This window comes from Micromonospora sp. C81 (assembly GCF_018070425.1).
GTDB lineage: Bacteria > Actinomycetota > Actinomycetes > Mycobacteriales > Micromonosporaceae > Micromonospora > Micromonospora zamorensis.
This window is the reverse complement of sequence record NZ_JAGPXS010000006.1, coordinates 143,331-156,075: the sequence shown is the minus strand read 5'-3', so window position 1 is coordinate 156,075 and position 12,745 is coordinate 143,331. Positions and strand designations below refer to the sequence as shown.

Genomic DNA, 12,745 nt, shown 5'->3' with positions numbered 1-12,745 from the left:
ACATCGCCGAACACGGCGGAACGAAATCCCCCCTCAGCTGGAGGAACATCGCCATGCGCAACAACGTCTCGATCACCGTCAAGGCCCGTATCGCCCTCGCCGTCGTCGCCGCCGCCATCACGGTCGGGCTGTTCGGAGCGACCGCCGCACAGGCCGACGGCGCCACCGCCCCGGCCCCGGCGGCCACCCCCACGCCGAGCACGACCCCTTCCCCCAGCCAGCCCTGGGGCTGATCGTCACCGCGTGGGGTTCCGGCGGGCCATCTGATCAACGGCCACCGGGCGCACGTCCCGGGAGCCCGGTACGGCTGACGAGCCGGCCGGTAGCACCCCGAGTTTCAGCCCTGACGAATACCCTGCACCACCGAGGAACCGCTGCCCGTGCGATCCGGCCGTTGCGGCCGAGGTTGACGCACCAGCGGAACGACGTTGTCTCGCACCGGTTCGGCCGCCACGGACGCCGGGTGGTCCCGGCCGCCGGCCGCCACGTACGCCTCGGTCAGCTTGGTCAGCACCCGCTGCTCGAACTTCGGCGCGCGGATGCCCCGGAACAGTCCCAGTGCACGGTGCAGGTGCACCACCGCCTGCGTCGCGTAGCCGCGTTCGAGCGCGAGCTCCCCGAGAGCCAGCGACACCCGCGCCTCGATGAGTCGCTCGCCGGCCGTGCTCGCCAGGCTCAGCGCGCTGTGCAGCGCGGTTTCCGCGGCGACCAGATCACCGGCCGTCATGTGCGCCACGCCCATCCCGTGCAGCGCGTACGCCTCACCGACCGGGTCACCGATGTCCTGCACGACCGCCAGCGCCTCGGCGAACGCGCTCGCCGCCGCGAGAGGATCCCCGGTGTTGAGGTAGGTGTCTCCCATCCGGTGCAGCACCTGTGCCTCCACCCGACGGCTGCGGGCGCTGCGGCTCAACGCCAGCGCCTCCGGCAGGATGCTCAGCGCCTCGTGCGGATTGCCGCTCTCCGTGTGCACCTGCGCCAGGCTGTGCAGCACGTAGGCGGCCGCGCCCAGGTCGCCGCTGCGCCGGAAGCTCGCCAGCGCGTGCTCGTAGCGGGTGGTGGCGGCCGGCAGGTCGCCCCGGATCCGGTCGGCGAACGCGATGTTGCGGGTAACCAGTGCCAGCCCCTGCTCGTCGCCGAGCCCACGGAAGATGGCCCCGGCGGCTTCCAGGTCGCGGCGCGCCTCGTCGAACCGCTGCTCGGCGAGGCACAGTGAGCCGTTGGAGTAGAGCATGGCGGCCTGTCCCCGGCTGTCACCCGCCGCCAGGCTGGCGGCGAGCGCGACGCGGTGGGTCTCCCGCCAGTCGTTGAGGTAGATGCGCGGCTCGAAGAGGGTCACCGCGGTGTGGGCGAGCGTCCAGCACAGATCGGTGAAGCCGGCTTGCGCGGCCTGACGCACACCGGCGACCAGCGAGTGCCGCTCCCGTTCGAACCAGTTCAGGGGATGGGTGACCAGCTGGCCGGTGAGCCGGTCCGGCAACGGCCAGCGCGGTGCGTCGCTGTTGAGGACGAAGTAGGCGCCGCCGTGCAGGCCGCAGTGGGCGGCCTCGGCGAGGAACAGCAGGGCACCGAGCACCCGGCACAGGGCGGCGTTGCGGTCGGCGACGGTCTCCTCGGCGGCGAGCCGTTCGCGGGCGAAGACCCGGATCAGGTCGTGGAACCGGTACTGCGGGACCTGCCCCGGCCCCATGCTGGTGCTCTCCACCAGTTGCGCCTCGGCGAGGTCGTCCAGCAGGTCCTGGGCGTCCATCACGGGCTCGTCCAGCAGTGCGGCGCTGACCCACCCGGAGAACGACGGGACGTCGAGGACCGCGAGTCGACGGAAGAGCCGGCGGGCCTCCTCGGTGAGGCTGTCGTAGGTGAGCGAGATGCTGGCCCTGATCCCCATCCCGCTGTGCTTCAGCTCGTCCAGCCGCCGCGCCTCGTTGTCGAGCCGCTCGACCAGGTGCTCGACGGTCCAGTGCTGGCGGGCGGAGAGTCGGGCGCCCGCGATCCGCAGCGCCAGGGGCAGGTTCCCGCACAGGTAGGCCAGTTGCGCGGCCGCGGCGGGCTCCTGGTCGATCCGTTCCCGTCCGGCGACGTGCGCCAGGAGTTCCAGCGAGTGCTCCTCGTCGAAGACGTCGACGTCGAGGTGGATAGCGCCCGGCAGCCCGGCCAGGCGGCTGCGGCTGGTGACCAGCACCGCCGAATGGGGGGTGCCGGGCAGCAACGGCAGCACCTGGCTCTCACCGGCCACGTTGTCCAGCACGATCAGCATCCGGCGGTCGGAGAGCAGGTCACGGTAGAGCTCGGCGCGCTCCTCCAGCACTTCGGGCATCGCGGTCCCGGGGACGCCGAGGGTCCGCAGGAAGCGTTCCAGCACCTGCATCGGGCCGACGCGCTGTGGGCTGCGGCCGTGCATGTCGGCGAACAACTGGCCGTCCGGATACCGCGCCGCGGCCCGGTGCGCCACGTGCACGGCCAGGGTGGTCTTGCCGATGCCCGGTTTACCGGCTGCCACCACGATCGGCACCGCGAACTGCGTCGGGCTCTCGGCGGCCATCAACAGCTGCTGCTCGATCACGTCGATCTGCTTGGACCGGCCGGTGAAGTCGGCGATGTCCGTGGGTAGCAGGCAGGGCACGGTGACCGGGACGACCGGTTCGGTGGGAGCGACGATCACCGGCGGAGTGATCGCGCCGAGGGCAAGGTCGTCCACCGGTGCGACGACCAGCGCCGGCGGGACCGGCACGGGCAGCAGCAGCGGCGGCGCTGGGGAGATCGGCGCTGGTGGGACGGCCGATGGCGGGGCGGGCGCGGGTGAGACCGGTGCGGCGAGTTCCTCGTCGGAGGTGAGGATGGCGTGTTCCAGTTGCTGAAGCCACTGGTTCGGTTCGAGGCCCAGCTCATCGATCATGGTGCGGCGGGCCTGCCGGTAGACGCCGAGAGCCTCGGCCTGACGGCCGGATCGGTACAGGGCGAGCATCAGCTGGCCACGGAGCCGTTCGCGCAGCGGGTGCTGTTCGACCAGGTCGGAGAGCTCGGGGATGAGATCGCGGTGCCGGCCGAGTTCGAGTTCGAGTTCGACGCAGTCCTCGTGGAGGTTGATCCGCCGTTCGTCGAGGCGGTTGGCCGCCGACTGGACCAGCCGGCTTTCCAGCCCGTAGAGGGCACGGCCACGCCACAGAGCAAGGGCGGCGCGAATGTGTCGGACCGCCTCGTCGAAGTTCTGGCTGGAACGGGCCCGGCGACCGCCCTCGACGAGACTGACGAACCGGTCGAGGTCCAGGTCGCCATCGGTGACCCGGAGCAGATAGCCCTGGGACCGGGTGACGATGGTGTCCGGATGGTCGTGGGTGTTGAACAGGCGTCGGAGCGCCGAGACGCAGATCTGCACCTGGGCCCGCGAGGTGCTGGGCAGGTCGTCGCCGTAGATGGCCTCCATCAGGCGCCCCACCGGGACGACCCGGTTGGCCTCCAGCGCCAGGCTGGCGAACACGATCTGCTGCCGGTGTCCGCCCAGGTCCAACCGATTGCCGTCGATCAGAACCTCAAGCGGCCCCAGAACCCGTACCTCCACGAGCACCTCCCCCGCGGTGACGCGACGTCGGAGTCGCTCGGCGCCGTACTTTCGGTCGGCTGGCGATCCAGCCCTGCAACCGTAGCGAGCCCGGCCTGGAGATAGAGACATCTAGATACACGACTCACCCCCCGTGTTCGCCTAGAGACTACGAGCAGTCACCACGGGTCGAAAATATGAGAGCCGGTTAGCTGACCGAAGGTCCCAGCCAAACTCGACCTTTCGGCCAGGCAGGTCATCGAAATGCCATGTGTCAGTTACCGCCCGGCAACGTCCCCGATTCCATCAGCGACAGTAAAGTTGTCTTTTGCACCTTGCCGAGGGCGTTACGCGGTAACGATTCCACCAGGTGGACACGGCGCGGCCTTTTGTGCCGGGCCAGCCGCTTTTCCACATAGGTCACCAGCGTACGAGCTGCCAGTGACTGCTCGCCGACGATGAACGCCACCACCTCCTGGCCCAGGTCGTCGTGCGGGGCGCCGACCACCGCCACCTCGCGCACCTGCGGATGGGTGAGCAGGCAGTCCTCGATCTCACCGGCACCGATCCGATACCCGCCACTCTTGATGATGTCGGCGCTGGCCCGCCCGACGATGCGGTATTCCCCCGCCTCGCTGACCGTCGCCACGTCGCCCGTGCGGAACCAGCCGTCGGCGGTGAACGTCTCGGCGGTCTTGTCGGGCAGGTGCAGGTAGCCGTCGAAAAGCGTCTCGCCACGGATCTGCAACGCCCCGAAGGTCTGCCCGTCGGCCGGCACCGGCGCACCCGCGTCGTCCACGAGCCGGGCCTGCACCCCGCGTACCGGACGGCCGACCGACCCGACTCGACGAGGGCCGTCGGCGCGCGTACTGAGCGTTATCAGGGTTTCGGTCATGCCGTACCGCTCGACGGGCCGGTGCCCGGTCAGCCCCTCCAGCTTGGCGAAGACCGGCGCGGGTAGTGGCGCGCTGCCGGAGACCAGCAGCCGGGCCGCGGACAGCGCACGGGCGGCCGTCGGCTCGGCACAGATCCGGCTCCACACCGTGGGCACCCCGAAGTACAGCGAACCGCCGGCGGCCGCGTACCGGCCCGGGGTCGGCCGCCGCGTGTGCACCAGCGGCGAACCGACGCGCAGCGGCCCCAGCAGACCCAGGATGAGACCGTGTACGTGATAGAGCGGCAGACCCTGCACGAGGACGTCCTCGTCGGTCCAGTCCCAGGCGTGCGCGACCGCGTCGATACCGGCCCGGATCGCCGCGTGACTCAACAGCACGCCCTTCGGCGGGCCGGTGGTGCCACTGGTGTAGAGGATCAACCCGGTCGTGGACGGGGCGGGGCCGCTCGTCGGCACCTCGCCACGCCGGCCCGGGTCGACCGGCACCACGGGTATCGGACAGTCCGCCAGCACCGGCGCGTCCGGTTCACCGGCCAGCAGCAGCTGGGCCCCCGAGTCGGTGAGCACGTGGGCGAGTTCGGCGGCGCCGGTGTCCGGCGGCACCGGAACCACCGCCACCCCGGACAACAGGCCACCGACGATGGCGGCGACCGTTGCCACGCTCGGGGTGGCGAGCACCGCCACCGTCCCGGCTCCGGCGATGTCGGCGGCCACCGCGCCCGCAGCGGCCCGCAACGCCTCCCGGGAGATGGCGTCGCCGTCGACGCGTACGGCGTCCGCACGATCGGGCACGTCTCCGGACAACGACGGCAACAGCATGGCCAGCCCCCTCGCGGCCGCACAAACGCAACCGAAGCTGAATCTACGGACCCGGCCGGCGTCGGCCCACCCCTAACTCCTGACACGGCGGATCCCCGTCGTCGGCCCACCAGTCATCCGGTACAGCCGTTGCGCCTCTGCCGCCGCCCTCGGACGGATGCGCTATGCCGATGGCGGCGGATCCGCTGGTCTGGCCTTCTGCGGATAGAACGTCTCGTGGCGGGCCAGCATCGCGACGAATTCGCGGATCTTCCGCTCCCGCGTCTCAGCCCGCTTGACGCCGTTGACGCGGTGGATGAGAGCGAATCGATTGGCCTTGGTGAGGACGTCGAGCATGGCCTGGGCAGCGGGGTCGGCGGCGATCGCGGCGAGAAGGTCGGCCGGCACCTCGGCCTCCGAGGGAGGAGCGTAGGCGGCCGCCCACCTCCCGTCCGCCTTCGCGGCGTCCACCGCTGCGCGGCCCGGAGGCAGCATCCGACCCTGCTCCTCCAGCCGAGCCACGTTGGCGACGTTGCGCTGCGACCACGAGCTGCGGGGCCTGCGTGGGGTGAACCGGATCCAGGAGCTCTCCTGATCCCGCTTACGGGCCTGCCCGTCGATCCAGCCGAAGCACAGCCCCTCGTCAACCGCCTGTTGCCAGGTCAGCGTGGTGACGCTGCCGCCCTTCCTGGCCAGTGCGAGCCAGATGCCCGGTGACGTGGCGTGGTTGGCCAACAACCACGCACGCAGCCCGTCGCCGTCCGCGACGATCAACTCATCCAGTTCAGCTCCCGCCACGACAGCAGGCTAACCCGCCGCCGACCGCGTCCACACCGGGACACCCAGCGGTCCGGCGATCCGCGAACGTCGGGGTCGTGGGGGGCTAGCCGGGCCGGTCGGTGGCCGTGTCCTCGCCGTACTCGCCGCGGATGGGGAGGTAGTAGGCGGGCAGGAAGCCGGCGATGATGACGACGCCCGCGATCGGCACGAACGCGCCGACGAGGATGCCGGAGCCGATCCAGACCAACGCGAGCGCGAACCTGCGGCCGATGGCCCGGATGCCGAAGGGGCCGAGGTCGGGGTCCAGCAGTTTGGCGCGGCGGAGATGGGCCCAAATGACGTTGAACAGGGCCGCCGCCGTCCACAGTGTGGCGCCGTAGACGACGACCGCGACGCGCAGACCCTGTTCCGCGCGCAACGCGTCGGCGAGCAACGACGTGGAGAACGGCAGGAAGGCGATGACCATCAACAGCAGGGTGTTGAGGAACAGGACCTCCCGGTCGACGTGCCGGACCCGGTCGAACATGACGTGGTGGTTGACCCACACCTGCCCGATGAGCAGGAAGCTCAGCGCGTATGCCAGGTACGACGGCCACAGCGCGCCGAGGCCCCGCAGGAGATGCCCGAAGTCCTGCGGGGGTTGGATCTCCAGCACGAGCAGCGTCACGGCGATGGCGAACACAGCGTCGCTGAAGGAGATCAACCGACCGGGTTGACGCACCAGACGAGGATTGTCGCTCTTGGACCGCACGCCCTGATTATGCGGTGACGAGGCTCCTGCCGGAGTGCTGATCGCCGGAGGGTTCGACACCGCCGCCGACCTCGCAGAGGCGATGCGGTGATCCGACGGCACCGCCCGGCCCGCGCAGACGTGAAGTCCAGAGGTCGACGACAGCAACTATCCGAGATCGTCGGAGGGCTGTTCCTTCGTCAGGTGGAGCAGCCACCCCTCACCGGTGCGAATCAGCGCGTACCGCCGACTGCCGGTGCGGCCGTGCAACGTGAACAGCATCCGACGGTCGGTGCGGTCGTGCTCCTCCCAGGTGCCGATGTCGGCGATCGACTTGTCGGCGTCCTCGTAGGTGAGGTGATCGAGGTGGTGGTCGGGCACGGCGATGGCGAGCCGGTTGTCGCGGGGGCTGTCCGGCAGGCCCCGCGGCACTGCCCAGGAGCGCAGCACACCGCCCTCCTCGAGCCGCAGGTCGAAGTGCGGCCGTGGTTTGCGGTGATCGTGCAGGACGAAGGCTGGCGCCACTCTTGCCATTGTCGCCGCTGGGCGGCTCCATCGCTTGCCAACGCGCATGTCGTACCCGGGTGCGAGGCTTCGGGTCATGGCGACTTTCGTTCTGATCCACGGCGGTGGGGGCAGCGCCTGGGACTGGCATCTCGTGGTCCCCGAGCTGACCAGCCGCGGCCACGACGTGGTGGTGCCGGAGCTGCCGATCGAGGACAGGTCGGCGGGGTTCGCCGAGTTCTGCGACACGGTCCTCAGCGCGATCGGCGACCGGCGCGATCTTGTGGTCGTCGGCCACTCGTATGGCGCGTTCACCGCGCCGCTGATCGCCGACCGTCTGCCGGTGCGGCTGATCGTCCTGCTCACACCGATGATCCCCCAGCCCGGTGAAAAGCCCGGGGACTGGTGGGGCAACACCGGTTATCGCGGCGCGGAAGGGCTGACCGAGGAGGAGCAGTTCTACAACGGGGTGCCGGCCGAGCTGATCGCGCAGGCTGCGGCGCACAACCGGGACCAGGTCAGCGCGGAGGGCAACGAGCCGTGGCCTCTGAACGCCTGGCCGGACGTGCCGACGAAGGTGCTCATCGCCCGCGAGGACCAGTTCTTTCCGGCGGACTTCCAGCGCCGGGTGGCCGCCGACCGATTCGGCGTCACCCCGGATGAGATCGACGGCTGCCACGCGGTGTCGTTCAGCCATCCGCAGCAGCTCGCCGACCGGTTGTCCGCGTACCTGCGCTGACGGTGCTGGCAGCCTTGTCTCACAGTCACCGGCGGGGCTGCTACATCGGCGACGCGCCAGTCGTCGGCCGGGTGCCACGGACCGCCCAGGCGCGGGCCGTGAGCCCGATCGACCCGTCGGGTCCGGGCGGCAGCCGGGCGGCGAGCAGATCCCGCAGGGCGGCCTGCTCGGGCTCCGCCAACGAGGCCAGGTACGCCGGGGCGGAGCCCTGCCCGCCGAGGAACGGTGTCCAGTAGTCGGCGAAGCTGGCGAAGACGGTCGGCACCTCGATCGCCCGTACCGAGATGTCCGTGAGCCCGCCGTCGCGCCACAGCGCCTCGAGCACATCCGGCCGGCACAGCGAGAAGCCGCGGCCGTCGTCCCGGGCAGCAGCGGCGGGGTCGAGCGCGCTGGCCGCGTCCCAGAAGTGCCGCATCATCTCCATTCCCTCGGCGTAGTCCCAGACGTACGCGGCCACCGCCCCACCGGGGTTGACCACGCGGGCGAAGTCCGCCACCGCCCGCGCCGGCTCGGGTACGAAGTTCAGCACCAGACCACTCACCACCACGTCGACGGCGTCGTCCGGCAGGGGCAGCACCCTGGCATCGCCGACCGCGAAGTCGGCCCTCGGGTCGGTGACCTGGGCGCGGGCCTGCGTCACGAACCCCTCGGAGGGGTCCACGCCGGTGATCTGGCGCGGTTGCGCGGTCGTCAGCACGGCCGAGGTCAGCACGCCGGTGCCGCTACCCACATCGAGCCAGCGCAGCCCGCGCGGCAGGTCGAGCCAGCGCAGGAATTCCACCGCGACGAGCCGGCTCCACCGACCCACGTAGGCCTCGTAGGCCGTACCGTCGGCCCAGACTGGGGATGCCATGGCGGCACCATACCTGCGGTCGGGAGGGCACGATGATTGATCTGGTGACCGTCGGGGCGATCGTCGGCGTCCTGCTCGTCGGTGTCGTGGTCCCGGTCCGCAAGCCGGTCGACGCTCGACGGGTGGTCCGGTGGTCGGCTCTGGTGATCACGGTGCTGGTGGCCGCCGCGCTGACTCCCTACACCGTGGACGATTCCGGGGCTGCGGCCAGCTACCTGCTCGGCGTGCCAGTGGTGGCCGCGACGCTGCCGGTGCTCGCGCAGCGGATCGGTCGGCTGACAGTGGTCGCCGACGTGGTGGCCGCGCTGATCATCACCGCGTGGGGGCTGCTGCTCGGGTTGGGCATCGGTGGCGCGTTCCTGCCGGTGGCGGTGCTCCTGGTGGCCAGCATCGTGGGGATCAGGGCACAGCGACCGTCCACGACCGCCTGAGGCAGTGGCCACTGCGCCGGAAATCTGGCAAACAACAGACCATGCATTGACGTTAATCACTGGCTTGTCGCATATGCTGCGTCGTACCCACGTTGACGGCCCGCGCGCGCCGTGCCGCCCCCGCGACCACGCCCGCCGTCGATCGCCGGGCTTCGCGCCCGCCGACGTCGACAGGAGTCTTCGATGAACTGGCGTCCCACCATCGCCGCGCTGGGCGGTCTGTGCCTCGCGCTCAGCACCGCACCCCTCACCAGCGGGGCCACCGCCGCTCCCCCGGACACTCTGCGTGCCGCTCATGTTAGCGCTCACTCCGCAGCCGGTGGCGCGCTCGCCAATCCGCCCGGCACGCCAGCAGGCGCATGCCCGGCGGGGACCGGATACGGCCCGCCGCTGCCGGCCAGTTCCGTGACAGCGCCCAGGATCCAGGGTGGATTCTCGTTCCTCGAAGGGCCGGTCTGGGTCGCCGACGGTGGCTACCTCCTGATGTCCGACATGGCCGCGGGCACCGGGCCGTACAACGTCCAGCCGTCCACGATCCGTCGGTTCACCCCGCCGGCGACCTTCGACACGTTCATCGCCAACGCGGGCAGCAACGGCCTGGCGCTCAGCGCCGACGCCCAGCAGGTCGTCGCGGCGACCCACGACCAGCGGAGCGTGTCCGCGTACCGGCTGAGCGACCGGACCCGCAGCACCGTCGCGGCGAACTACCAGGGCCGGGCGTTCAACTCGCCCAACGACGTCGCGGTCCGTTCGGATGGCGTCGTCTACTTCACCGACCCGAACTTCCAGCGCGGCAACCGCGCCGACCAGATGAGCGGGCGTACCAGCGTCTTCCGCGTCTCCGGCGGCCAGGTGTCACTGGTGGACGACCGGCTGCGCCAACCCAACGGCATCGCGCTCTCGCCGGACGGGACCGCACTGTACGTGGGTGCCTACTCCGAGAACAAGATCTACAAGTACGCCGTCCAGCCCGACGGCAGCACCGGCGCTCGCAGCGTCTTCGTGAACTACATCGGTGGTCCGGACGGCGCGACGATCGACTGCGCGGGCAACGTGTACTGGGCGTCGGGCTCGGACTCCCTGGTGCACGTCTACTCCCCCACGGGCACACAACTCGGCACGATCCGGGCTGGCACCTCCGGTACGACCAACGTGGCGTTCGGCGGCACCGACCGGCAGACCCTCTACGTCACCTCGGGCCCGCGGAACGACTCCGGCCTCTACAGCGTGCGACTCAACATTCCCGGCTACCCGTACTGAACGCAGGGGCGTACCCCGATCCTGGCGGTGACGGGCCGGCGGCAGCTAGCGTGGATCCCGGAGGTAGCCGATGGGCGCACCCCGACTCCGTCAGCCGACGCCAGCGGTACGCGGCGCCGGGCTTGAGCCCGGGCGTCTGCTGGCGGCCGTCGACGCCGCGGTGTCGTACTACCGCGCGCAGCTCGCGCACGCCGACGCGCCGCGCGCCTACCTCGCCGAGCGCGGCCTCGGCGTCCTCGTGCAGCGGGAGTGGCCGTGGCGGGTCGGGTACGCCCCACAGGGCTGGAGTGCGCTGACCACCCACCTGCGCGCCGCCGGCTTCACACCGGAGGAGTTGATCGGCGCCGGCCTGTCGACCCGCACCCGGACCGGCCCGGACCGCCTCATCGACGTGTTCCGCGACCGGGTCATGTTCCCGGTACGCGACCCGGCCGGGCACACAGTGGCATTCCTCGGCCGCGCCGGCCCACATGCCGGAGACGTACCGAAGTACCTCAACAACCCGCGGACAGCGATCTACAACAAGAGCCACCTGCTGTTCGGTCTCGCCGAGCAGCAGGACCGCATCACCGCCCGATGGACCCCGGTCCTCGTCGAAGGGCCCGCCGACGTCCTCGCGGTGTGGCTGTCCTACTCCCGGTCCGGCCGGACCGGAGCGGTGGCTTTCGCGCCCTGCGGCACCACCCTCAGTGACACCCAGGCCACCATCCTGCGGGAGCTGCCCGGTGCCGCGCGGGGCCTGGTCACGGCCTTCGACGCGGACCCGGCGGGCCGCGCGGCGGTGGACCGCGCGTGGCACCTGCTCCGACAGGCGCGCTGTCCCGGCCCGCTGCTGGCGGCCGAGTTCCGCGCCGGCGCCGACCCGGCAGACCTGCTGCGCGCCCCGCACGGCAGGGCCGCACTGCGGGCGACGCTGCGGCGACGGGCGCAGCCCATGCTCGACGCGGTGGTCGACCACCGCCTCACCCGGCTCGTCGAGCGACACCCCCGGTTGCTGGAGGATATCGACGGCAGGTGCGCCGCGGTACGCGCGCTGGTGCCACTGCTGTTCGAGGCGACCACCCCGCAGGAGGCGATTACTGTGGCTCGTCGCATCGTCGCCCACACCGGGGTCGGCGTGGACACCGTCGCGACCATCGCGATCGCGCACCTGGAAGGCTCACTACGCGACCTCTCCTGGCTGGGTGAGGACCGACCAACCGGGTAGGAGATCGGCGCGGTGAGCCGCGCACAGGCGATCCCAGCACCGGTCAGGGCAGTTGCCCCGGTCGGTCCACGATGGCGAGCCGGATGAACGCGGCAGTCGAGTACAGCGACTCCTTGCCGTTGCGCACCACCGACCCACGTCTGCCGAGGAAGACGTGGCTGTCCCGGTCGAAGATGAAGTCCTCGTGGCCACCGATCACGCCGGGCATCCGAATCGCCACCCCGTGCCGGCCGGCGGCGTCCACCACGTCGCCCGAGATGACGACCGCTCCGGGCTCCCGGGCCAGCAGCTCGTACAGCGCCGCCAGCGCTCGGGGCGGCACGTAACCGTCGAGCATCGACCGCGCGGTGGTGTACGCCATGCTCACGTCCCCGTAGACGGCCTCTTCGTCGGCACCCTCGGGAAGATGCAGGTCGACCGGGTGTTCCCGAAGGTGTCGAAGCAGCTCGTCCGGGTCGGTGGGCAGATCGTCGTGGTACGCGGGCGGCGGGAACGCGTCGAGCTCCTTGTCGGGATCGCCGGGATCGTCCATGCGGTGCACCCTCAGCTCGCTCCACCCGTTCGGGTCGGCCTCCGGTCGAAAACGTGTCTGCGCGTGGGCGACTCCCCCAGCCGACTCCCACCTCTGCACGCGAATGGTGATGTACGGGCCGCTGTCCGGCATCTCCCGCGTCGTCGCCAGGCGCTCCGTGAAGACGTACTGATCGGGTCGAGCGGTGAGCTCGGGCTGCTGCCGGGCGGCGTCGGCCGCCCTCCGGAAGATCTCCGCGGCGCTGGCAGTGGGCGGCGGCTTGTCGCCCACTCTCATCGTCTGGACCGCCAGCGCACCGGCGGTCAGTGCGACTGCCAGGCCGAACGCCCCGGCGAGGCGCCAACCGCGCAGGAACCAGGCACGACGTCCAGCGGGACGGGCCGCCGAGATCAGTTCGGCCCGCCGGGCGACGTGTGCGGTCAGGTCCGTGAGGAGCTGCTCCTCGAAACCGTGCGACGACTGATCGGTCTTGTTCATG

12 protein-coding genes are annotated in these 12,745 nt (G+C 70.9%); 5 read left to right on the top strand and 7 right to left on the bottom strand.

All coding sequences use genetic code 11. The features are described from left to right. Positions 1 to 53: 53 nt before the first annotated feature. The gene (locus tag KBX46_RS13365) at positions 54 to 233 is read left to right on the top strand and encodes a hypothetical protein (protein WP_088947704.1); all 180 of its coding nucleotides are present in this window, start codon (positions 54 to 56) and stop codon (positions 231 to 233) included. A 104-nt stretch (positions 234 to 337) separates the two neighbouring features. On the opposite strand, the gene KBX46_RS13360 is transcribed toward KBX46_RS13365, so the two are convergent. The 5 genes from KBX46_RS13360 to KBX46_RS13340 all read right to left on the bottom strand — a co-directional run bounded on the left by KBX46_RS13360 (position 338) and on the right by KBX46_RS13340 (position 7,275). Further along, positions 338 to 3,559: a BTAD domain-containing putative transcriptional regulator gene (locus tag KBX46_RS13360; protein WP_308159492.1), complete on the bottom strand. Its 3,222-nt coding sequence runs from the start codon at positions 3,557 to 3,559 to the stop codon at positions 338 to 340. Positions 3,560 to 3,812: 253 nt separating this feature from the next. Continuing rightward, positions 3,813 to 5,252 carry an AMP-binding protein gene (locus KBX46_RS13355; protein WP_210792738.1) on the bottom strand — a complete coding sequence of 480 codons (1,440 nt, stop codon included), beginning with the start codon at positions 5,250 to 5,252 and terminating at the stop codon, positions 3,813 to 3,815. A 162-nt stretch (positions 5,253 to 5,414) separates the two neighbouring features. Further along, entirely contained in the window at positions 5,415 to 6,029 is a 615-nt protein-coding gene (locus KBX46_RS13350; protein WP_210792737.1) for a YdeI family protein, read from the bottom strand. An 85-nt stretch (positions 6,030 to 6,114) separates the two neighbouring features. Next, positions 6,115 to 6,762, bottom strand: coding sequence for a TMEM175 family protein (locus KBX46_RS13345; RefSeq protein WP_199177082.1), 648 nt, complete (start codon positions 6,760 to 6,762; stop codon positions 6,115 to 6,117). Between the two features lie 147 nt (positions 6,763 to 6,909). After that, positions 6,910 to 7,275 carry a DNA polymerase ligase N-terminal domain-containing protein gene (locus KBX46_RS13340; protein WP_088947701.1) on the bottom strand — a complete coding sequence of 122 codons (366 nt, stop codon included), beginning with the start codon at positions 7,273 to 7,275 and terminating at the stop codon, positions 6,910 to 6,912. Between the two features lie 67 nt (positions 7,276 to 7,342). Here KBX46_RS13340 and KBX46_RS13335 point away from each other — a divergent pair, with 67 nt between their 5' ends. Continuing rightward, entirely contained in the window at positions 7,343 to 7,984 is a 642-nt protein-coding gene (locus KBX46_RS13335; RefSeq protein ID WP_210792736.1) for an alpha/beta fold hydrolase, read from the top strand. Positions 7,985 to 8,024: 40 nt separating this feature from the next. On the opposite strand, the gene KBX46_RS13330 is transcribed toward KBX46_RS13335, so the two are convergent. Beyond that, on the bottom strand, positions 8,025 to 8,837 hold the full coding sequence (locus KBX46_RS13330; RefSeq protein WP_210792735.1) for a class I SAM-dependent methyltransferase: 813 nt from the start codon (positions 8,835 to 8,837) through the stop codon (positions 8,025 to 8,027). Positions 8,838 to 8,869: 32 nt separating this feature from the next. Between KBX46_RS13330 and KBX46_RS13325 the strand changes: the two genes are divergently transcribed. The 3 genes from KBX46_RS13325 to KBX46_RS13315 all read left to right on the top strand — a co-directional run bounded on the left by KBX46_RS13325 (position 8,870) and on the right by KBX46_RS13315 (position 11,735). Next, complete coding sequence (locus tag KBX46_RS13325) at positions 8,870 to 9,268, top strand: hypothetical protein (RefSeq protein ID WP_210792734.1); 399 nt, start codon at positions 8,870 to 8,872, stop codon at positions 9,266 to 9,268. 183 nt (positions 9,269 to 9,451) lie between these two features. After that, positions 9,452 to 10,528 carry an SMP-30/gluconolactonase/LRE family protein gene (locus KBX46_RS13320; RefSeq protein ID WP_210792733.1) on the top strand — a complete coding sequence of 359 codons (1,077 nt, stop codon included), beginning with the start codon at positions 9,452 to 9,454 and terminating at the stop codon, positions 10,526 to 10,528. 70 nt (positions 10,529 to 10,598) lie between these two features. Further along, positions 10,599 to 11,735, top strand: a complete 1,137-nt coding sequence (locus KBX46_RS13315) for a toprim domain-containing protein (protein WP_210792732.1) — start codon at positions 10,599 to 10,601, stop codon at positions 11,733 to 11,735. Positions 11,736 to 11,778: 43 nt separating this feature from the next. On the opposite strand, the gene KBX46_RS13310 is transcribed toward KBX46_RS13315, so the two are convergent. Next, a complete protein-coding gene (locus KBX46_RS13310; RefSeq protein WP_210792731.1) occupies positions 11,779 to 12,744 on the bottom strand; it encodes a CU044_5270 family protein in 966 nt (321 codons plus the stop codon). Position 12,745 lies beyond the last annotated feature (1 nt).